This window comes from Azospirillum sp. UFLA03-27 (assembly GCF_059803775.1).
Map to the genome: position 1 here is coordinate 15,671 of NZ_JAUQTX010000034.1, position 21,332 is coordinate 37,002.

The following is a 21,332-nucleotide window of genomic DNA, read 5'->3' on the forward strand; positions in this document are numbered from 1 at the left end:
GACGGTGCCCCGGCACGGTCTCGTAAGCGAGATGTTGGGATCAGCGCTTCGCTTCGGCGACGCCGGCGGTTTCCCGGCGCTCCAGATAGGTCTTGGTAAGCTGCGGCAGGCGCTGTTCCAGCCACGCCGCCATCTCCAACTCCTCGTCCAGGCTGGGCTGCAGCATGCGGGCGATCTCCGGCTCCCCGGCCTGCTCCGCGGCGGAGATCAGGGCGCGGTAATTGGCGATCTCGAAATGCTCGAAGGAATAGTCGAAGATCGACGCCTTCACGATCTCGTCGGACGCCACCACACCGGACAGCGACTGGGCGTTGCCAATCAGCATGGCGACGCCGGTCTTGATGGCCGAGGTGTCGGTGCCCAGACGCTGCAGGCACTGCTTCAGCCGGTCGGCCTGCCGGTTCGACACCTCGATGTGCTCCTGCACCTTGGCGAGGACGTCCGGATAGTTCTTGATGCGCTCCGCCTGCCGCTCCAGCATCTCGACGGCCTGGCTTTCCATGGCATGGGCGTCGCGCAGCCAGTCGATCAGGGTTTCCTTGGTGGTGTTGGCCACAGGTCCTCTCCCTCGTTGCGTTATCGGACAGTCCATTGGGGATGGACCGACAACAGGCGGAGCAGCGGTTCGTCACCATCGGACGACGCGGCCTGACCAAGCGGAGCACCCTTCGGATGCATCAAGGAACCTTCACCGGGGCGGGAGGTTTTTCAAAGCGGATGGGCAGACTGCCAGGGGAGGGAGCGGCCATGTCGGCAAATGAACCGGCCATGATGGGAAAAGACCAGATCGTCGATACCCTCAACGATCTGATCCGCATCGTCGAGGACAGCCACGAAGCCTATCGTCAGGCCGCGGAAGCCTTGGAGGACGAGGATTTGAAGGCCCTGTTCAACGATCTTGCCGCCCAGCGCGGCGCCATCGTGCGGGAGGTGCAGCGCCTCGTCGCCGAACAGGGCGGGGCGCCGGACATGGGCGGCACCGTGATGGGCGGCGCGCACCGCTTCTTTTTGGAACTCAAGACCAATGTGCTGGGCCACGACCGCGAGGCGATCCTGGCCGAGGTGCAGCGCGGCGAGGGCGAATGCGTCCGTGCCTACGAGGAGGCCTTGGCCAAGGAACTGCCCCTGCCGATCACTGCCGTGGCGGTGCAGCATCTCGACCGCATCCGCGCCGACCGCGACCGCATGACCCTGCTGCGCGGCGCCGCGGCCTGACGAAAGACACCGATCGAGGGATGGTCACTCCGCGGCGGCGGCCTGCCGGTTCTCCAGATCGGCCAGCAGGGCGCGTTTCTGGTCGGCGTCCATGTGCTTCCAGCCGCGGATTTCCTCCAGCGTGCGCAGGCAGCCGATGCAATAGGCGCGGTCGGCGGTCAGCTTGCACACGCTGACGCAGGGGGACTGGACGATGGTGGTATCGGGAGTTCCGTCGGTCATTCCGGGGGCCAAAAAGGAAACGGGACGGCGCTGGGCCGTCCCGTCCTTACCACCCGGTAGCGTCCGGTCTCAATCCTAAAGGCCTTTTGCCCGATCGTTTCAGTCGGAGATGTTGGGCGGGTCGGGATCGTCCGACCAGTCGTCCTTCGGGGCCGGGTAGCGCTCCAGCCACTTGCGGACCAGGGCGACGTGGCCGGCCTCCTCCTCCGCGAACTCGCGGGCGAGGCGGGCGACCTCCGGGTCCTTCGTCTCGGCGGCGACCGAGGCGTAATAGTTGTTGCCCTGATGCTCGCTCAGCAGCGCCATCTTCAGCGCGTGGTGCGGCTTCATCAGATAATGGGCGTTCTCGAAGGCCGCGGCTTCCGGCGACTCCGTGGTGGCGTCCCACTGGAACTCCCAGGGGGCGACCTTGGGCAGCGCGCCGTGCTCCCTGGCGATCTGCTTCACCTCTTCGGCATGCTTGGCCGAGTAGGTGGACAGATCACGGAACAGCTTGGCGACCTCCACATTGTTGTGGGCCTCCATGCTGTCGGCCAGTTCGGTGTAGCGCTCCGCCGCCTCGATCTCCAGCGCCAGCGCGTGGGCCAGGAACAGACCGACGTTGGCGGCCCCGTTCAGGACTTTCGTCTTCATACCGCGAACCCCTCTTCGATCTGGGCGATGCTGTGGGTGACCGTCGATCCCGGCTGGAACGGACGGCGGTTGCCGGCGAGGAAGATGCCGAGGCCGAACCCGTCGTCCTCGAGGACGGCGCGCATCGCCTCGCTCGGGTCGTCCGTCGGCTCGCGGCCGTAGGGATGGACCGTGCTCTTCCAGCCGCGCTGCTCGGGGCGGAAGGTGACGCAGGGGGACAGGATGTGGATGACCGAGAAGCCGGGGTGCTTCACGCCTTCCACGATCAGGCGCGCGACCTCGTTCGGGTTGTTGGAGAAGCCGCGGGCGACGAAGTTCGCGCCGCAGGCCAGCGCCAGGGCGACCGGCTGGATCGGATTGACGCCCGGCCCTTCCGGGGTCAGCTTCGACTCGCACCAGTCGGCCTCGGTGGTCGGTGAGGCTTGGCCCTTGGTCATGCCGTAGACCTGGTTGTCCATGACGATGTAGGTCATGTCGACGTTGCGGCGGCAGGCGTGCAGGAAGTGGTTGCCGCCGATCGAGAAGCCGTCGCCGTCGCCGCCGAAGATCAGCACGTTCAACTCCGGCCGGGCCAGCTTCACGCCGGACGCCACGGCCAGTGAGCGGCCATGCACCGTGTGGTAGCCGTAGACGCTGGTGTAGGCGGGGATGCGCGACGAGCAGCCGATGCCCGACACCACGACGGTGTCGTGGCGCTCCAGCCCCATGGTCGCCATGGCGCGGGTGATGCCGGCCAGCACGGAATAATCGCCGCAGCCGGGGCACCAGATGGGCTTCACGTCGGACTTGTAGTCGCCGGGCAGCGGGCCCACGACATCGTCGGTCAGATGGGTATCCATGGATTTCGTGCTCCGGCCGGTCAGATCAGGGAAAGAAGCGTCTCGTGCACCTCGCGGGCGCGGATCGGCAGCGGGCCGGGGCGGCTGAACACCGACACCGTGCCCGGCAGGTCGTAATGCCCGCGCAGGAACTTGTGGAACTGGGCGCCGTGCGTCTGCTCGACGACCAGGACCTTGGAGACGCCGTCCAGCGCCGCGGCCAGCTTGGCCGGCTGGACCGGGGAGATCAGGCGGATGGCGACCAGCCGGGCCTTGGTGCCGGCGGCCTCCAACCGGCGCACCGCCTCGCGCGACGGGCCGGTGGCGGAGCCCCAGGTGACGACGGCGATCTCGCCCTCGCCCTCGATGTCGGCCCAGGCGTCGCCGTAGTCGTGGGAGGTCAGCTTGCGCAGACGCTTGTCGAGCTGCTTCTGGTGATCGGACGCCTGCGAGGAGGGCAGGGCGTTCTCCGCATGCTCCAGCCCGTCGGCGGTGTGCTCGCCGCCCGGCATGCCGGGGATGGCGGCGGGGGAGACGCCGGACTCGGTGTCGGCGTAGCGCTTGTACTTCGCCTCGCCGCCGAGGTCGGTCGCCAGCAGGCGGTTCGCCTTGTGGGGGGCGTCGGCCGGCTTGTCGACGATGGCGCGGGACTGGCCCATCGCCTGATCGGACAGCACGATGGCCGGGGTCTGCAGGGCCTCGGCCAGATGCACCGCCCACTGGGTGGTGAACAGGCAGTCGCCGATGGAGGTCGGGCCGACCACCAGATGCGGGGCGTCGCCGTGCAGCCCGTAGACGGCGATGTTCAGGTCGGACTGCTCGGACTTGGTCGGGATGCCGGTGGACGGGCCGCCGCGCTGCACGTCGACGATCACCACCGGAGTTTCGGAGGCCACGCCCAGGCCGATGCATTCGGTCATCAGCGACAGGCCGGGGCCGGCGGTCGCGGTGATCGACGGCACGCCGCTGAAGGAGGCGCCCAGGCACATGGCGATGGAGGCCAGCTCATCCTCCGCCTGGACCAGCTTGCCGCCGGTCTTGGCGAGGTTGGGGGCCAGCCATTCCAGGATCTCGGTCGCCGGCGTGATCGGGTAGGCGGCGCAGAACTTCACCCCGCCCTTCAGCGCGCCCAGCCCGGCGGCCTCGTTGCCGGAGATGTTCCAGCGGGTGGCGCCCTCCTTGTTGGGGGTGGCCAGTTCCAGGCCGAGGTTCCAGCCGGCGGCCTCCTTGGACCCGGCGTCGATGCCGGCGTTGGACGCCTGGATGGCGGCGTCGCCCTTCTTGCCCAGCGCCTTCTGGATCACCGCGTCGATGCCGGCGCGCGGCAGGCCGACGATCGCCGCGACGGCGCCCAGCCCCACCATGTTGACGCGCCCGCCGGGGATGCGCCCGGCCAGTTCCTTGATCGGCAGTTCGACCTGTTTGGCGCCGCTGGCGGCCAGGACCGCGGGCACGTCGCCCTGGCTGGGGTCGGTGATGATGACGCTCTTCTCCGACAGGGGAAGCTCGGCCGCGAAGCGCTCCACATTCTGCCAGTCGAAGGCGATGATGATGTCGAAACGGTCCCCTGGACCGTGAACGGGTGTCGGCGACAGGCGAACGAGGGCGGCGGCCTCGCCGCCACGGATCTGCGGGCCGGTCGACCGCGACATCAATCCGTACCATCCCACGTTGGCGGCGGCATCCAGCAGCATCTGTCCGGCGGTCATCGCGCCGGCGCCACCGCTGCCCACCAGGGCAATCGTGACCGAGTCCACTGTCATTGGTTAATCCCTTGCGTCCGAATGTGAGTCGCCCGACGCCTGTACGGCTACGTCAGCATTGCGGAACAGGGGAATGATCTGGCGCAAATCAGACGAAAGACGTCACGATTTTGCGAAGTCACGTCTTGGAAAGGTCTGACCAAATCTTGCCCGTTAACGGCCATCCCTTGGCACCGACTGTTGCCGGGATTGTTTCTGGTCCGGAATGGCGGGCGCCGTCGCACGCTACTCGCTGTAGCGTTCTTCCCGCCAGGGGTCGGCGTCATTGTGATAACCGCGGACCTCCCAATAGCCGCGGCGATCCTCCGCCAGGAACTCGATTCGCTTCACCCACTTGGCGCTTTTCCAGAAATAGAGCTTCGGCACGACGACTCGGACGGGTCCGCCATGGTCGCGGCTGATCGGCTGGCCCTCCCAACTGGTGGCGAGCAGCGCGTCCTCCGCCGCGAAGGCCTCCAACGGCAGGTTTGTGGTGTAGCCGTCCGAGGAGTGGCAGAGGACGAAGCGCGCCTCCGGCCGTGGCTGGACGACCGACAGCAGATGCCGCGTGGACACGCCCTCCCACTGGTTGTCGTAGCGCGACCATGTGGTGACGCAGTGGATGTCGGAGACGACGCGCTCCCGCGGCTGGGCCTGCAGGTCCGCCCAACTCCAGGTGACGGGGGTGTCGACCAGCCCGTCCACCGCCAGGGTCCAGTTCGCCTCGCTCACCCGCGGAACGATGCCGAGATCGAGCACCGGCCAGGTCTCCACCAGGCGCTGGCCCGGCGGCAGGCGGTCGCGCGCCGGGTCGGCGGTCTCCCCGGTCAGGCCCCGGCCCTCCCGCGCCCATTGCTCCTTGGTGGCGATCAGCTTGTCGCGGATCCGGCCGTCCTGTGGCACGTCCTGCGGATCATCTTGAGGAAGCTCGTCGGCCATGGCGGTCCTCCGAAGGGGTGGATCGGCAGCGATGTCTCTGGTGACCGGTACGGATTTATGCATGGATGGGGGCTGGTGTCAGCGCCGATCCCACGGTTTCTTGCGGTGCGAAAGGCTGATCCGCTACCCTTCCGTCCCATTTTCCACGGTTGGGCCGGAAATAGACGGTTCGGACGGTTGCCCTGCCCCTGTTCACACCCTGCCTTGCTCTGGTAGCATGTCCGCTATGCATTACCTGCCATGTTGCCGCCCATGACCACCGCCCTGCCCGTCGCCCCGCAAACCGATGCGGCGCCCTCCGGGCTGGGACGGGCCCGGCTGGAGGAGGACGAGCTGGACATGGCCCCGGAAGAAGCAGCGGGATTGCAATGGCTGGACGCGCTCGCCACGCCGCTGTGGCTGCTCCGCCCCGATGGGTTGACCGTGTGGCTGAACGGCGCCGCCCGCGCGCTGATCGGCCTGGAGCGCGACGCGCCCGCCGCCGCCGTCCGGGTCAGCCTGTCCAGCCGGTTCCCCGCCGCGTTGGAGCAGGCCGCCGCGGGGCGGGCGGTGGACGCGCGGGCGACCGTCCACGCTCCCCTGACCCTGCCGCTGGAGGTGGACCTCCGGCTGGTTCCGGCGCCGCGCCCGAGCGGGCTGATCCTGGCTGAAGCCCCCGCCGACAGCGGCGCCCGGCAGGAGATGATGCGGCTGAACGAGCAGCTCATCGCGCTGTCCTACGCCTATCCCGACATCCGCTTCGAACTGCTGCGCGACGGCACCATCCTCGACTTCGCCGCCGCCAGCCCAGGCGACCTGAACGTCCCCGCCGAGCGCTTCCTGGCGCACCGCGTGCAGGAGGTGCTGCCCGATCCCGCCGCCGGGATGCTGGCCGCGGCGCTCGGCCGGCTGAACGAAGGGCAGACGGTCATCGGCCTGGACTTCTCCCTGCCGCCGCCTCCTGGCCAGACCGGGGCTGGCCAGACGGGAGCCGGACAGATGGCGGGCACCAAATTCTTCGAGGCGCGGCTGGTCGCCCTGCCCGACAGCGACCGCGTGATGTGCAGCATCCGCAACGTCACGGAGCGGGTGCTGGCGGAAAGCGCGGCCCGGCGCGCCCATCATCTGCTGTCCGACGCCATCGAATGCATCACCGAGGGCTTCGTTCTGTACGACGCCCAGGACCGGCTGGTCCTGTGCAACGGGCGTTATCGGGAATTGTTTTCCGCCAACACCGACCTCATAACGCCGGGTGCCCGGTTCGAGGAGGTGCTGCGCGGCGGGGTGGAACGGGGCGTCTATCAGGTGCCGGACGGCGATCTGGATAGCTGGATCGAACGGCGCATCGAGCAGCACCGAAGCGCCGGCGCTCCGATGGAGGTGCAGCTTCACGACGGGCGCTGGATCCGCATCGAGGAGTGGCGGACCCACGAGGGCGGAACCGTCGGCATCCGCGCCGACATCACCGATCTGAAAGCCCGCGAGGCTGAGTTGAGCGCCGCCCGCGACGAGGCCGAACAGGCCAACCAGCGCAAGTCCGACTATGTCCACCATTTGAGCCACGAGCTGCGCACGCCGCTGAACGCCGTGCTCGGCTTCGCCCAGATCATCCATGACGAGATGATGGGGCCGAACAACCCGCGCTACCGCGAATATGCCGGGCAGATCGCGGCGGCCGGCGTCTATATGCTGGACCTCATCAACAACCTGCTCGACCTCGCGCGGATCGAGGCGGGGCGGATGGACCTGCACGAGGAGGCCTGCAACCTGTCCCTGCTGGTCGACCTGACCTTCGGCATGATGCAGCCGCGGGCGTGCGAGGCGGCAGTTGCGCTGTGCATGGAAATTCCCGACGATCTGCCGAGCCTGCACGGCGACGCCTCGCAGATCCGGCAGATGCTGACCAACCTGATCGGCAACGCCATCAAGTTCGCCCCCGCCAAGGACGGGCGCGTGCGGGTGGGTGCGGAGCTGACGGAGGATGGCGGCATCGCGCTGACCGTCGCCGACAACGGCATCGGCATGCGCCCCGAACAAATTCCAGTGGCGTTGGACGCCTTCGGGCAGGTGCATGGCCACAATCCGGGCCGCGACCGGGCGGCGGAGCGCGGCTCCGGCCTGGGGCTGCCGCTGACCCGCGCGTTGATCGCGCTGCACGGCGGCACCTTCCACATCGACAGCCGGCTCGGGGCCGGAACGACCGTGCGCCTGACCTTCCCGCCCTGCCGGGTCGGTGGGGGCATGCGACGGCCCTGAAGACTGGAAACGACACGCGCTGAAACGCGTGCCTTGAAACGCGCAACGAAACGCGCAACGGCCGCGCGCGCTGGAGGCGCGGCGGCCGTGGACTCACAAGACGAAACCCGCAGGAAAGACGGGCGGCCTGTCGAGGCGCGCTGGCTTGGCCTTAGGCTGGCTTGGCCTTAGGCGGCCTTGCGGACGGCGGCAGCCTCGGAGAAGACCTTGACGACCTGCTCGACGAAAGCGGCCAGTTCGTCATGACCCAGCGCCGTGATGGTCACGTTGTCCACCACCAGGGCCTCGTCGCTGATCTTGCCGCCGGCGGCTTCCAGCTCGGCGCGGACGGCCTCGGGGGCAGCCAGAGTGCGGCCCTTCAGCTTGCCCGGGATGGCCAGGAGCTGGATGCCCTGGTCGATCGCGGCGATCGGCTTGCCGGCGTCCAGGAAGTGGCCGACGATGCGGCGGGTGTGGGCGCTCTGCTGGAGCTTGGTGACGCTGCGCTCGCCACCCGGCAGCAGCAGCATGTCATAGTCGGCACCCAAAACCTCGCCGACCTGCTTGTCCACCGGGAAGTAATGGCCCCAGGACTTACCGTGCCAGCCGTTCACCAGTCCCTGCTCGGGAGAAATCGTACGAAGAGTAGCGCCGGTCTTGAGGAGAGCCCGTTGCGGCTCCGTCATCTCCAGTTCCTCAAAGCCGTTGGCGACGAGAATGGCAATGCTCTTTCCTGCGAGGGGTTGATCCATACTGTCTTGTCCTTTCATCGTTCAACCAGTGTGTGCGGGCCACCGCCGAGGAATGCGCCGTCGGGGAAAAGAAACGGCGCACGCCGCGCAAGGTCTTGCGCGGCGATGGAACCCGCAGCCGGCCCTCGTCAGGTGAGGTCCGGCGGGGGGGCGGTCACGCCCCTGATCGGTTTGTGGTGAGCATGGAACACAAGTGGCGGCAACGAGGTCCCAAGTCAATGGCTTATTCCGCACTGCAACGCAGCTTCCCCACCGTCGGGCAGGGCTGCCGACGCGGCAATTTCGCGGTCGCGCTCAAGACTTAATCACGATTTCCCGGTGGTGTCGGTTGGGATGGCGCAGGTCAGCCATGCCGTCATGGCGCGGCTGTGACAACGAATGGTCGTAAGAAAAGCGGGTTGGCGCAAAAAGAAGCGGCCGGGGGCGGACCCCCGGCCGTTTGAAGTCAATAGCGTCAGCCGTTCGAAGAGATCCGGCTCGCACACCGGATCGGGAACCACCGGTCACCGGGGCGGGGGGCCGAAGCCAACCGTCCGGAGGATCGGCGCAAACCGGTCATACGACCCGAGCCGGGGAGGCTGCCGCGATGGGCGGCCGTATGACCCTTTCACACTTTGCGGGGCAAAGTGCTGTCTCGTTCGAGGCGGGCGCGTCCGGCGGATGGAACCGGACGCGCCCTGCTGTGGATCAATGGAACTGATCGGCCTCGGTGGAGTCCTTGTAGGCGGTGGTGGAGGACTGGCCGCCCGAGATCGCCGTGGCGACCGCGTCGAAGTAGCCGGTGCCGACCTCGCGCTGGTGCTTGGTCGCGGTGTAGCCCTCGGCCTCCGCCGCGAATTCCGCCTCCTGCAGCTCCGAGTAGGCGGCCATGCCGCGCGCCGCGTAGCCCTTGGCCAGCTTGAAGGCCGAGTAGTTCAGGCTGTGGAAGCCGGCCAGCGTCACGAACTGGAACTTGTAGCCCATGGCGCCGATCTCGCGCTGGAACTTGGCGATGTCCGCCTCGTCCAGGTTGGCCTTCCAGTTGAAGCTCGGCGAGCAGTTGTAGGCCAGCAGCTTGTTCGGGAACTCCTTGCGGATCGCCTCGGCGAAGCGCTTGGCCTCCTCCAGGTTCGGACGCGAGGTCTCCCACCACAGCAGGTCGGAGTAGGGGGCGTAGGACAGGCCGCGGGCGATGCAATGCTCGACACCCGTGCCCTTCTTCAGGCGGAAGAAGCCCTCCGAGGTGCGGCCGGCGTCGAAGTCGATGAAGGGATGGTCGCGCTCGTCAACGTCGGAAGTGATGAGCTGAGCGGACTCCGCGTCGGTGCGGCAGAGCACGATGGTCGAGGTGCCCATGGTGTCGGCGGCCAGACGGGCGGCGTTCAACGTGCGGATGTGCTGCTGCGTCGGGATCAGCACCTTGCCGCCGAGATGGCCGCACTTCTTCTCCGACGCGAGCTGGTCCTCGAAGTGGACGCCCGAGGCGCCGGCCTTGATCATCGCCTTCATCAGCTCGAAGACGTTCAGCGGGCCGCCGAAGCCGGCCTCGGCATCCGCGATGATCGGCGCGAACCAGTAGGTGTCGCCCTTGCCCTCGGCGGTCTGGATCTCGTCGGCGCGCTTGAAGGTGTTGTTGATGCGCTCGACCACCGCCGGCACCGAGTTGGCCGGGTACAGGCTCTGGTCCGGGTACATCTGGCCGGCCAGGTTGGCGTCGCCGGCGACCTGCCAGCCCGACAGGTAGATGGCCTTCAGGCCGGCCTTCACCGCCTGCATCGCCTGGTTGCCGGTCAGGGCGCCCAGCGTGTTGATGTACGGCTCGGTGTTCAGCAGCTCCCACAGGCGCTGTGCGCCCATCTCAGCCAGCGTGTACTCGATCTTGACCGAGCCGCTGAGGCGCTTCACGTCGTCCTGGGTGTAATCGCGCTTGATGCCTTCGAAGCGCGCGGCGCGGAGAGCGGCCTTGGTCTTTTCATCGAGCGACATGGTCGTTTTCCTTCTTTTCGTCACCGTTGCGCTGCTTTTGAGCGCTGCCCTGACAAAACAACTAAAACGGCCTTCGCTGCCTTGCAACATGCCCTTGTTTGTAAAAGGGTCTGTTTGTAAACTGCCGTCAGAAAAGTTCTGTAAATCAGTAAATATTGTAAATCTGCTCAGCTGGAGTTCGGGTGGTCATGGACAAGAAGGCGATGCTGGGTCCGAAGGTGCGTCGGCTGCGCCGCGACCATGGGCTGACCCAGGCCCAGATGGCCGAGCAGTTGGGCATCTCCCCCAGCTACCTGAACCTGATCGAGCACAACCAGCGCCCGGTCACCGTGCCGCTGCTGCTGAAGCTTGGGCAGCAATTCGGGGTGGATCTGCAGAGCTTCGCGGAGGACGAGGAGAGCCGCCTCGTCGCTGGCCTGCGCGAAGTGTTCGCCGATCCGTTGTTCGACGGCTCCGACATCAAGAACCAGGACTTCCGCGAACTGGCGGCGGTCGCTCCGACGCTGGGGCAGGCGGTGGTGGCGCTCTACCGCGCCTTCCGCACCAGCCGCGACGATCTGCAGACCCTGTCGGAGCGGGTGGCCGACCGCGAGAAGCTGCATCTGGTCCAGACCTCCTCCTTCCCGCAGGACGAGGTGCGGGACCTGTTCCAGGCCCATTCCAACCATTTCGCCGAGCTTGAGGCGGCGGCGGAGGAGCTGTGGCAGGAAGGGCGGCTGGAGAAGGGCGACCTCTACCGGGGCCTGACCGACTATCTGCTGAACAACCACAGCGTCCGCGTCCGGCTGCTGCCCTCCGACATCATGGGCTATGCGGTGCGCCGGTTCGACCGGCACGGGCGGCGCATCCTGCTGTCGGAGATGCTGGCGCCGTCCGGGCGCAACTTCCAGCTCGCCTGCCAGATCGCCCTGCTGCGCCACCGCGACCTGCTGAACCAGATCGTGGAGGCGTCGGGTCTGACCGGCGACGAGGCGCGGCGGCTGGCCCGCATCGGGCTGGCCAACTATTTCGCGGCGGCGGTGGTGATGCCCTACGCCCGTTTCTGGGAGGCGGCCAATCAGGTTCGATACGATATCGAAATATTACGGCGCCGGTTCGATGCCTCGTTCGAGCAGGTCTGTCAGAGGCTGACCACGCTGCAGCGGCCAGGGGCGAAGGGGGTGCCCTTCTTCCTGATGCGGGTGGACAGCGCCGGCAACGTGTCCAAGCGCTTTTCCGGCGCCGGTTTCCACTTGGCGCGCTTCGGCGGCGGCTGCGCCCGCTGGATCGTCTACGAGGCCTTCCGCACGCCGGGAAAGATTCACAGCCAGCTGGCTCAGATGCCCGACGGCACCACCTATTTTTCCATCGCCCGCACGGTGGTGAAGGCCGGCGGCGGCTTCCGCAGCCCGCCGCAGCAATTCGCCATCGCGCTGGGCTGCGACCTCCAGCACGCGGCGCAGATCACCTATGCGGACGGTGTGGATCTGGAAAACACCGAGGCGGCGACGCCCATCGGTGTGAATTGCCGGCTCTGTCCGCGGCTGGACTGCTCGCAACGCGCCTTCCCACCGCTGAACCATCGCCTGATTGTCGATGAGAATCTGCGCGGTCTGTCGCCCTATCTCTTCGCCCCGCCGGCGGGAGAGTAAGGCTGTTTATTCCGCAATGCCGTCTTGTGGTAACCGAAAGGCCACAACAAAATTGTTGGTATAAATTAGTGGTCTGTTGACGAATTTGTTGTTAAAGAAGTGTGCTGCAATGCGGCACGGCTTGGCTTCTGAAACGACACCGGCCACAGCATGCCGGTCACCGAAACGGACCTGCGGATTCCATGAGCAATCTGATTCATGAGCGCGTCCTGCGCGTTCACCACTGGACGGACACGCTGTTCAGCTTCACCACCACGCGCGATCCCTCGTTCCGTTTCGATCCCGGACAGTTCACCATGATCGGCCTGGAGGTGAACGGCCGTCCGCTGCTGCGCGCCTACAGCCTGGTCAGCGCCAGCTACGAGGAGACGCTGGAGTTCTTCTCGATCAAGGTGCAGGACGGCCCGCTGACCTCGCGCCTCCAGCACCTCAAGGAAGGCGACACGCTGCTGGTCAACCGCAAGGCGACGGGCACGCTGGTCACCGACAACCTGCTGCCGGGCCGCAACCTCTACCTGCTCAGCACCGGCACCGGCCTCGCCCCGTTCCTCAGCATCATCAAGGACCCGGAGATGTACGCCCGGTTCGACAAGGTGATCCTGACCCACACGACGCGTACGGTGGGCGAGCTGGCGTACGCCGACATCATCAACACCGTCCTGCCGGAGAACGAGTTCTTCGGGGAGGATGTGGCGCAGAAGCTGATCTATTACCCGACCGTGACGCGCGAGTCGTTCCGCAACCAGGGCCGAATCACCGACCTGATCCGCAACGGCAAGCTGTTCTCGGACGTCGGGCTGGCCCCCTTCGACCGCGAGGTCGACCGCGTGATGATCTGCGGCAGCCCGGCCATGCTCGACGAGACCAGCGGCATCATGAACGAGCTGGGCTTCTCCATGGGCCATAACGGCGAACCCGGTCATTACGTGATCGAAAAGGCTTTTGTGGAACGCTGAGCGGAATCGCTGGAATAAAGCGGGCCGTGGTTCGTTGATGGATCGTGACGATGGCACGTCATCAACTCCAGTCGGCCCGATCGGGCCAGACCGGTCCTTGACGGGCGCGCCTCCCTCCCGGGGGCGCGCCCGTTTTCCTTCTGGAACCAACCCGGTTCGCCAGACCGTTTTGCCGATCCCGCATTTGGTGTAGACATCCCCTCCATGCGCCTCATCACGATCCTCGCCGTGCTGCTTGTGGCCGGCCTCGCGAATTTTGCCGTCTGGTCGCTGCCGAACCAGCCGGTGCCGCTCGACCCGCCGCCCGGCGGCAAGCTGAAAAGCGTGTCCTTCGCACCCTTCCGCGACGGGCAGAGCCCGCTGACGCAAAAATTCCCCAGCACGGAGCAGATCGACGAGGATCTGGCGGCCCTCGCCCCGCAGGTGGCGGGGGTGCGCACCTACACCTCGCTGGAAGGGCTGGAGGTGGTGCCGGAGCTGGCGCGTCGCCACGGCATGCAGGTCACCATGGGGGCGTGGCTGTCGTCGCGGCTGGACAAGAACGAGAAGGAGGTCGCCTCCCTCATCGACCTCGCCAACCGTTACCCGGACGTCATCGCCCGCGTGATCGTCGGCAACGAGGTGCTTCTGCGCCGCGAGCTGACGCCGGAGCAGGTGGCCGGCTACATCGACCGCGTGAAGGCGGCGGTGAAGCAGCCGGTGTCCTACGCCGACGTCTGGGAGTGGTGGCTGAAATACCCGCAGATCGCGGATCACGTCGATTACCTGACCATCCACCTGCTGCCCTATTGGGAGGACGTGCCGACCGATGTGGCCGGCGCCATGGAGCGCATCCGCGGCAGCTACCGCACGATCGCCCAGCGCTTCCCCGGCAAGCCGATCCTGGTCGGTGAGACCGGCTGGCCGACGGAGGGCCGGTCGCGCGGCGCCGCGGTCACCGGGCTGGTCAACAAGGCCAAGTTCGTCAACGGCTTCGTCCGCCTCGCCGAACAGGAGGGCTTCGACTACAACGTGATCGAGGCCTTCGACCAGGGCTGGAAGGCCAAGCTGGAGGGCACGGTGGGCGGCCACTGGGGCCTCTACACCGCCGACCGTCAGGCCAAGTTTGCCCTGGCCGGGCCGGTGGTGGAGAACCGCCAATGGCCGATGCTGTTCGGCGTCTCCTCCGGCCTCGCGCTGGCGCTCGTCATCGGACTGACCCTGCGCGGCCGTCCGCTGACCTCCGGGGCCTTCGCCGCCCTGGCCTTCCTGGCGCAGGCGCTGTCCACCCTCTACGTCCACGCCGTCTGGGGGGCGCTGCACGGCAAGCATTACCCGCAGGACGTGGCGCTGTCGGTCGTCATGCTGGCGGCAACGGGCGTTCTGTCGATGGCCGTCCTGCTGGCCGCCCGGCGGGCGCTGGGCAGCGGCGGTCTGGCGCTGGAGCCGCTGGCCCCGCTGCGCGGCCGTCCGGCGCTGTCGCGGCTGGAGACGGTGGGCAAGGCCGCCGCCGTGGCCCTCGCCCTGCTGGGGATCGTCTGGAGCTTCCTGATCGTGTTCGACGGACGCTACCGCGACTTCCCCAACGGGTACTTCGCCCTGCCGGCGCTCGGCCTGCTGGCGCTCGGCGCCATGCGTGCAACACGGCGTCCGGAGGGCACGGGGGCGCTGGCCGCCTGGGGCATCGGCGGGCTGTTCCGCCCCGCCGTCCCAGTCGCCGATTCCCCGGTGGCCGATGCTCCGGCGAGTGGCCTGTGCGGCGCCGTCCGCCGCCTGCCGCTGGAGTCGGCGCTGGCCGTCCTGCTGCTGCTCGGCGCGCTGCTGACCGTGCTGGCGGAAGGCGTGGTGCCGATGGAGTCGCTGATCTACGGGCAGCTTCCCTTCATGGAGGCCCTGCACGAGGTGGTGTGGACCAGCCCGAACTGGGAAGCGCTGTCCTGGGCCGGTCTTCAGCTTCTGCTGGCGGTGCCCTACGCCGCCACCGTCCTGGCCGTCCGCTGTGGCGAAACCGCCCGCGCCGGCCACCAGTGGGTCCGCATCGCCGGGCAGTGACCGGTTCCCCCTCTCCCGCTTGGCGTGGGAGAGGGGGCCTGCTCCGCTTCAGGCTGCCTTCTCGCTCTTCCGGCTGCCCTGGTGCTCCGTGGTCCAGCGCTTGGGGTCGTGCAGATAGGCGTGGATTTCGCCCTGGGCCTGCCCGTCCAGGTAATGGCCGCGGTTCGCCACCTCCAGCACGTCCCACCAGGTCGCCAGCGCGTGCATCGTGATGCCCAGCGGGGCCAGATGCTCCTGGATCTCGTCGAAGATCCCGTACTGGAACAGCACGAACAGGTCGCGCACGTCGCAGCCCGCCTCCTTCAGCGGCTGGGCGAAGCGAGCTTTGCGATGGCCGTCGGCGGCGATCTGCTCGACCAGAAGCACGCGCCAGCCCGGCTCCACCCGCCCTTCGATCCGGTGCTTGTAATCCTGCTGGCCCTCCGGCACCTCCTTGCGCACGAAGACGAGGGGAAGCTCCAACCGATCGGCGATCAGCGCGGCCCAGGGTACGCCGGCTCCCTCGGCGGCGGCGATGGCGTCCAATTCGCCGTCGCCGATCTCCTGCCCGATCATCCGCAGCGCGAAGTCGAGCACCTCGTCGCGCACCGGAGGGTAGGAGAGCAGCCGCCGCCCCTCCAGATGGACCGGGCTGACCAGCCCCGAGCCGTGGCGGCAGAGATGGTCCGGGTCGTACCGGACGCAGCCGGTTTCGATCAGATGGCGGGCCACGCTGATGGCCCCTTCGCGCAGCTCGATGTCCCAAGCGTCCGGTATCATGGCCTGCCCCCGTCTTTTTCGCGTTGTTTTTTCAGCTTCGTTTTTTTCGCCTCACACCTTTCTCCCGATGATCACCCGTTCGGGGCGGGCCGCAACCCCTCCACACGCGCCGGGGTGGGCGCTTTGGTGGTAGCCGGAACGGGGGGAGACAACGCGCCGCAGCCTCCCTCCGCCTGCAGTCGTGTGTGCCCAGGTGCCGGAGCGGTTGACACGAACCGCGACAAGCGTTGAAAAAGAGAATCGAATTGTAGCCATGCAGCTTTGGCAGAGCGGGGCGGGGAGCGGCGATGTCGGACATCCAGGGCTGGAGCCAGGACGATGACGACGATCTGTTGTTCGCCGACGAGGACGCTCCGGACTCGTCCTCCGCGACGTCCGGCTCCGCCGCCGCCCCTTGGAAGCTGCTGATCGTCGATGATGATCCGGAGGTGCACGCGATCACCCGCGTGGTGCTGAACGACGTGACCTTCGACGGGCGGCGCCTGCAGTTCCTGTCCGCCCATTCGGGGGTCGAGGCGCGGGCGATCCTGAGCGAGCACCCCGACATCGCCGCCGTCCTGCTGGACGTGGTGATGGAAACGGAGGACGCCGGCCTGCGGCTGGTGCATCACATCCGCGAGGTGCTGGGCAACCGGCGGGTCCGCATCATCCTGCGCACCGGCCAGCCCGGACAGGCGCCGGAGCGGCAGGTGATCGTCAGCTACGACATCAACGACTACAAGGCCAAGAGCGAGCTGACCGCCCAGAAGCTGTTCACCGCCACGGTGGCGGCCCTGCGCTCCTACCAGCACATCGATGCGATCGAGCGCAACCGGCAGGGGCTGGAGACGATCGTCGACGCCGCCAGCGCCCTGTTCGAGCAGCGCTCCATGGACCGCTTCGCCATTGGCGTGGTGGAGCGGGTCGCCGCTCTGCTGCCGCGGGCGGCAGGCGCCTTCCTGTGCGCGGTGCCGCCCGGCCGAAATCCGGAAAGCCCAAATCTTGAAGGCCAAGCGCCGGACGGCCGGCCTTGGGAGGCGGTGGTGCTGTGCGGGACCGGCGTTTTCGCCGAGGCCACCGGCCGGCCGGTCGGCGCCGTGCTGCCCGAGGCGGTCTGCGCCGACATCGCTGCCGCCCTGGCCCGGGGCCGCAGCCTGCACCGCGACGACCACAGCGTCGCGCTCTTCCACACCCAGAGCCCCGGCCCCGGCGCGCTGTTCATCGGCGGGCACGGCGGCCTGCCGGAGGTGGAGCGGCGGCTGCTGGAGATCTTCTGCTCCCGGATGTCGGTCGGGTTCGACAACGTGTCGCTGTACGAACAGCTCCGCCTCGCGCAGATCGCCACGGTGCACGCCCTCGGCAAGCTGGCCGAATACAAGGACGAGGTCACCGGGGAGCATGTCCGGCGCATCGGCCGCTGGGCCACCGCCATCGCAAGGGAGCTCCAGGCGCGGGGTGCCTGCGGCGGTGACGCCGACGACCGGTTCTGCGAGCTGATCGGGCTGGCCAGCATGCTGCACGACGTCGGCAAGGTCGCCATCCCCGACCAGATCCTGCGCAAGCCCGGCAAGCTGGACCCCGAGGAGATGGTCCAGATGCGCGAGCACGCCACCATCGGCGGGCGCATCCTGCGCGACGCCTCCGGCCCGGTCGGCGGGCGCAGCTACCTGTCGATGGGGGCGGAGATCGCCGAGAGCCACCACGAGAAGTTCGACGGCACCGGCTATCCCCACGGGCTGGCGGGCGACGCCATTCCGCTGTCGGGCCGCATCGTGGCGGTCGCCGACGTCTACGATGCCCTGCTGCATCGCCGCCCCTACAAGGAGGCGTGGGAGCTGGCGGCGGTGGTCGATCTGATTCGCGCCGAGGCGGGCCGGCATTTCGACCCGCGCGTCGTCGACGCCTTCGTCGCGATCCTGGAGCGCGGCGGGCCGGAGGCGTAGACCAGCCCCCGGCCGCACCGTTCTTTTTTACGAGCCCCGGCCTTTTCAAGAGCCTTGGCTGAGCGCCTCGGCCAGCGCGCGGTCGGGGTGGTTCCCGCCGACGATGAGCTGCATGGAGCCGGTCGGCACCTCCACCCCCAGCTCCTCGAAGCGCTTCCTCATGCGGCGGTTGAACTCGCGCGACACGCCCCACTGCCGGGTCGGGCGGGTCTTGAAGCGCGCGGTGATCAGCTGGGTCGAGTCGGGCTGGAACTTGTCCAGGCCCATGACCTCCAGCGGCGCCATGATGTCGGGCGCGAACAGCGCGTCGGTCTGCAGGCCGGTGCCGATCTCCTTCAGCAGCTCGATCACGCGGTCCGGGTCCTCACGGTAGGCGACCCGCACCTCGAACAGGGCGTAGGAGAAGTCCTTCGACATGTTCTTGACGGTGCTGACCGAGTTGAAGGGCACGGTGTGGATGGCGCCCGAGCCGTCGCGCAGCCGGATCGAGCGGATGGAGATGGCCTCGACCACACCGGAATGGCCGCCGCCCACATCCACCACGTCGCCGATGGAAATGCTGTCCTCGAACAGGATGAACAGGCCGGTGATGATGTCCTTGACCAGCGTCTGCGACCCGAAACCGACGGCCAGACCGACCACACCGGCACCGGCCAGCAGCGGCGCGATGTTGACGCCCAGCTCCGACAGGGTGATCAGCGACACCATGGTCACCAGCACCACCAGGAAGGCGTTGCGCAGCAGCGGCAGCAGGGTGCGCACCCGCGCGCTGCGCTCAATCCGCGTGCCGTTGCGGTCGGTGGAGGCGAGGAAACGCTCGATCATCGCGCTCACCACCTCCCAGGCGACGATGGAGCCGACCAGCAGAAGGCCGATGGTGACCGTGCTGCGCAGGATGCGCTGGCCGAGTCGCGTGTCCGTCCAGGCCAGCGTGTCGAAGCCCCAGCCGTAGAGGATCATCATCGCGGCACCGACCCAGATCACCGTCTTCACCACCCGGTGCAGGAAGGGCAGGTAGAGGGAGGCGCGGTCCTTCAGCGGCGGCAGGGCGCCCTGGCTGTCCGGAACCATGCGCAGGCCGCGGCGCAGGCCCCGGTTGATGCCGTTGACCAGCAGCCGGGCGATCACCGCGACCAAGATGGTGGTCCCGGTGGCGCGGGCCAGATACTCGAACCCGCCATAGACGTTCAGCACCCAGACGCCGAAGGTTACCACGACATAGATGATCGCCAGAACGTGCCAGACGTCGGCGAAGCGGCGGCGGGCGGAGCGCAGGACGGCGCCCTGGCCCTCCGACTCGCGCTCCGCGGTGGCTGCCGGGTCGCCATCGCCGGACAGCGGGTTGCCGTGCATCCAGTCGGCGACGATGCGGCGGTTCTGCAGGATCAGCGCGATCAGCATGCCGGCGATCGCCAGCCCGAGCAGCTTCAGCAGCGCGCCGTAGGCGCCGAGCGGCAGGCCCAGCACATAGGCGCCCTCCGCCAGGAAATAGCCGTAGACGCCGACCGCGGCCAGCCGGCGGACCCAGCGGTAGAGGCGCAGCGCGTTGGCGTCGCCCATCCGCACCATCCGCAGGGACGGCGCGAAGGGCGAGATCAGGATGCGGGCGGCGACCAGCAGGATCTGCAGTATGACGGTGGCGTTGATGACGGCCAGCGCGACCAGCCGGACGCGCGGCCCCGGCTCGCTGACCGACAGGATGGCGTAGGCGACGACGATGAAGGCGGCGATGGGGGCCAGTTCCAGCAGCGCGCGGCCGAGCAGCAGCGGCAGGCGCACCAGCGCCGTGGTGCCACGGCGGGCGGCCAGGGCGTTGCGCGGGCGGGCGAGCAGCCAGCCGACGAAGCGCCCGATCGCCAGACCGGCGGTCAGGATCATCGTCAACTGGATGGCGATCTGCACCCAGCGATCGCGGGCCGACGGGTCGACCATCTGCCGGTTCGCCCACTCGATGGCGCCGGGCAGTTCCTTGAACACGTTGCCGACCTGGACGAGCTGGCGGCTCAGCACGTCCATGCGCTCGGCCAGGAAGGACAGGGCGCTGGCGCCGATGGTCTCGGGCAGGGTGCTGGCCGCTGGGGCCTCCTCGGCCTTGGCCTGCTCCAGCCCCTTCTGCGCGGCGACCAGCGCCTTCAGCTGCTCGACCAGCCGGGCGCGGGCCGCCGGGTCCTCCAGCGTCGTGATCATCGCCTGCATCTGCTCGGGCGTCGGATCGGGCGAGGCGGCGGGTTCCGCGGGGGCCGCGGCGGCCGGGGCCGGCATGGCGGCGCCCGGAACGGGGCCGGCGGCCAGCGACGGCGAAGCGAAGCCGGCGAGAAGCAGCAGAAGGACGGCGAGTGCGCCCATGCAGGGGACCGTCCACCGGGTGCGTGCGCGAAGCATCCCTGTCCTTTTCTGTGATTTCAGCAATGCGGGCGTGAAGGCCGGGGACGTTATCCCGTGCCCGCCTCCTTGCCAACCCGCGCAGTTTCAGACCTTTTTGGGACGGAATTGCGGCCCCGCCCAAGGCGTTGGCGGCCCTTGCGAGGCGGTTATGGGGCTTTTCCGTCCTCTTGGACCTCGTCCTGCGCGACATGGCAGGCGACTCGGTGGCCCGGCGCCACGGGGTCGAGCGTCGGCGGGACCTGGGCGCAGCCGTCGTGGGCGAGCGGGCAGCGCAGCCGCAGGGCGCAGCCGGTCGGCGGGCGCAGGGGGGAGGGCGGATCGCCGTGCAGCGCCGGGCGGGCGAGGCCCGACGCCGCGATCAGCGCGCGGCTGTAGGGGTGGCGCGCCGCGGCGGCCAGAACCGCACTGTCCGCCGACTCGACGATTCGGCCGAGCAGGAGCACCAGCGCCCGCCGCGCGATCCGCAAGCCTTCTGCCGCGTCCTGGGTGGCGTAGAGCAGGGCCAGCCGGCGGCGGCGGCGGATCGCCTGCAGCAGGTCCAGGAAGTCGGCCCGCTCCGCCCCCTCGTCGAGCGTCGCCGCCGGCTCGTCGCAGACCAGCAGGCGCGGTTCCGGCAGCAGGGCGCGGGCCAGCCCGGCGCGCGCCGCCTCCGCCGGTAGGAGTGCGCCGGGGTACAGGTCGAGGACCGCCGCGGGCAGCCCGATCTCCTCCAGCGCCTCGGCCAGCCGCGCAGCGCGGTCGGCGGCGGATTGGGCGGTGGACCGGGTGGGCTGCAGCGACTCCAGCGTCTCGGCGAACTGCGCGCCGATGGTCATCAGCGGGTCGAAGGCGGCCAGCGGATCGGGGAAGAGGATTTGCAGATCCCGCCGCGCCCGGCGCATCGCCTCCGGCGGGGCGGCGGCGAGGTCGGTCCCCAGCCAGGACACCTGACCGCCGACCGGCGGCACCAGCCGCAGGATTGCGCGGGCCAGCACCGACTTGCCGCTGCCCGTCTCGCCGAGCAGGGCCAGCGTCTCGCCCTCGGCCAGAGCGATGGACAGGCCGTCCACGACGGTCAGCCAGCGCTCCTCGCCGCGCCAGCTCCGCCCCAGCGGAAAGGCGACGCGCCTGTCTCTTATACACATCTGACGCTGCCGACGATTATACGC

General features: G+C 68.3%; 17 protein-coding genes. 6 read left to right on the forward strand and 11 right to left on the reverse strand.

Annotated features, from left to right (window positions below; all coding sequences use genetic code 11):
• Positions 1 to 40 precede the first annotated feature (40 nt).
• On the reverse strand, positions 41 to 556 hold the full coding sequence (locus Q4I23_RS07750) for a YciE/YciF ferroxidase family protein (protein ID WP_149165498.1): 516 nt from the start codon (positions 554 to 556) through the stop codon (positions 41 to 43).
• 191 nt (positions 557 to 747) lie between these two features.
• On the opposite strand from Q4I23_RS07750, the gene Q4I23_RS07755 reads away from it, so the two are divergent.
• Positions 748 to 1,215, forward strand: coding sequence for a PA2169 family four-helix-bundle protein (locus tag Q4I23_RS07755; RefSeq protein WP_149165499.1), 468 nt, complete (start codon positions 748 to 750; stop codon positions 1,213 to 1,215).
• Positions 1,216 to 1,239: 24 nt separating this feature from the next.
• Here Q4I23_RS07755 and Q4I23_RS07760 read toward each other — a convergent pair whose 3' ends face one another.
• The 5 genes from Q4I23_RS07760 to Q4I23_RS07780 form a co-directional block, all read right to left on the reverse strand.
• Positions 1,240 to 1,437 carry a DUF1289 domain-containing protein gene (locus tag Q4I23_RS07760; RefSeq protein WP_454020356.1) on the reverse strand — a complete coding sequence of 66 codons (198 nt, stop codon included), beginning with the start codon at positions 1,435 to 1,437 and terminating at the stop codon, positions 1,240 to 1,242.
• A 99-nt stretch (positions 1,438 to 1,536) separates the two neighbouring features.
• On the reverse strand, positions 1,537 to 2,070 hold the full coding sequence (locus tag Q4I23_RS07765; RefSeq protein ID WP_103040092.1) for a ferritin-like domain-containing protein: 534 nt from the start codon (positions 2,068 to 2,070) through the stop codon (positions 1,537 to 1,539).
• The gene (locus Q4I23_RS07770; RefSeq protein WP_498525803.1) at positions 2,067 to 2,909 is read right to left on the reverse strand and encodes a 2-oxoacid:ferredoxin oxidoreductase subunit beta; all 843 of its coding nucleotides are present in this window, start codon (positions 2,907 to 2,909) and stop codon (positions 2,067 to 2,069) included. Before Q4I23_RS07770 ends, Q4I23_RS07765 begins: the two co-directional genes overlap by 4 nt.
• Before the next feature lie 20 nt (positions 2,910 to 2,929).
• On the reverse strand, positions 2,930 to 4,651 hold the full coding sequence (locus Q4I23_RS07775) for a 2-oxoacid:acceptor oxidoreductase subunit alpha (protein ID WP_498525804.1): 1,722 nt from the start codon (positions 4,649 to 4,651) through the stop codon (positions 2,930 to 2,932).
• A 225-nt stretch (positions 4,652 to 4,876) separates the two neighbouring features.
• The gene (locus Q4I23_RS07780) at positions 4,877 to 5,569 is read right to left on the reverse strand and encodes a sulfite oxidase-like oxidoreductase (RefSeq protein ID WP_498525805.1); all 693 of its coding nucleotides are present in this window, start codon (positions 5,567 to 5,569) and stop codon (positions 4,877 to 4,879) included.
• Between the two features lie 240 nt (positions 5,570 to 5,809).
• On the opposite strand from Q4I23_RS07780, the gene Q4I23_RS07785 reads away from it, so the two are divergent.
• Positions 5,810 to 7,804: a PAS domain-containing sensor histidine kinase gene (locus tag Q4I23_RS07785; protein WP_498525806.1), complete on the forward strand. Its 1,995-nt coding sequence runs from the start codon at positions 5,810 to 5,812 to the stop codon at positions 7,802 to 7,804.
• A 167-nt stretch (positions 7,805 to 7,971) separates the two neighbouring features.
• Here the strand turns inward: Q4I23_RS07785 and Q4I23_RS07790 are convergent, their stop codons facing one another.
• Positions 7,972 to 8,535 (reverse strand): DJ-1/PfpI family protein, encoded by a 564-nt coding sequence (locus tag Q4I23_RS07790; RefSeq protein ID WP_094301285.1) that lies wholly within the window; start codon positions 8,533 to 8,535, stop codon positions 7,972 to 7,974.
• A 687-nt stretch (positions 8,536 to 9,222) separates the two neighbouring features.
• Positions 9,223 to 10,500, reverse strand: coding sequence for an isocitrate lyase (gene aceA / locus Q4I23_RS07795; protein ID WP_145623284.1), 1,278 nt, complete (start codon positions 10,498 to 10,500; stop codon positions 9,223 to 9,225).
• A 188-nt stretch (positions 10,501 to 10,688) separates the two neighbouring features.
• Here aceA and Q4I23_RS07800 point away from each other — a divergent pair, with 188 nt between their 5' ends.
• The 3 genes from Q4I23_RS07800 to Q4I23_RS07810 all read left to right on the forward strand — a co-directional run bounded on the left by Q4I23_RS07800 (position 10,689) and on the right by Q4I23_RS07810 (position 15,118).
• A complete protein-coding gene (locus Q4I23_RS07800; RefSeq protein WP_498525807.1) occupies positions 10,689 to 12,131 on the forward strand; it encodes a helix-turn-helix domain-containing protein in 1,443 nt (480 codons plus the stop codon).
• Positions 12,132 to 12,313: 182 nt separating this feature from the next.
• The gene (locus tag Q4I23_RS07805) at positions 12,314 to 13,087 is read left to right on the forward strand and encodes a ferredoxin--NADP reductase (RefSeq protein WP_454020363.1); all 774 of its coding nucleotides are present in this window, start codon (positions 12,314 to 12,316) and stop codon (positions 13,085 to 13,087) included.
• A 204-nt stretch (positions 13,088 to 13,291) separates the two neighbouring features.
• Entirely contained in the window at positions 13,292 to 15,118 is a 1,827-nt protein-coding gene (locus Q4I23_RS07810; protein WP_498525808.1) for a glycoside hydrolase family 17 protein, read from the forward strand.
• Between the two features lie 48 nt (positions 15,119 to 15,166).
• Here Q4I23_RS07810 and Q4I23_RS07815 read toward each other — a convergent pair whose 3' ends face one another.
• Positions 15,167 to 15,877: an orotate phosphoribosyltransferase gene (locus Q4I23_RS07815; protein WP_454020365.1), complete on the reverse strand. Its 711-nt coding sequence runs from the start codon at positions 15,875 to 15,877 to the stop codon at positions 15,167 to 15,169.
• A 287-nt stretch (positions 15,878 to 16,164) separates the two neighbouring features.
• Here Q4I23_RS07815 and Q4I23_RS07820 point away from each other — a divergent pair, with 287 nt between their 5' ends.
• Positions 16,165 to 17,799, forward strand: a complete 1,635-nt coding sequence (locus Q4I23_RS07820) for a DUF3369 domain-containing protein (RefSeq protein WP_498525809.1) — start codon at positions 16,165 to 16,167, stop codon at positions 17,797 to 17,799.
• A gap of 45 nt (positions 17,800 to 17,844) precedes the next feature.
• Here the strand turns inward: Q4I23_RS07820 and Q4I23_RS07825 are convergent, their stop codons facing one another.
• Positions 17,845 to 20,145, reverse strand: a complete 2,301-nt coding sequence (locus Q4I23_RS07825) for a mechanosensitive ion channel domain-containing protein (protein WP_498525810.1) — start codon at positions 20,143 to 20,145, stop codon at positions 17,845 to 17,847.
• A 185-nt stretch (positions 20,146 to 20,330) separates the two neighbouring features.
• A partial coding sequence (locus tag Q4I23_RS07830; RefSeq protein ID WP_498525811.1) for an oligopeptide/dipeptide ABC transporter ATP-binding protein occupies positions 20,331 to 21,332 on the reverse strand: 1,002 nt, incomplete at its 5' end.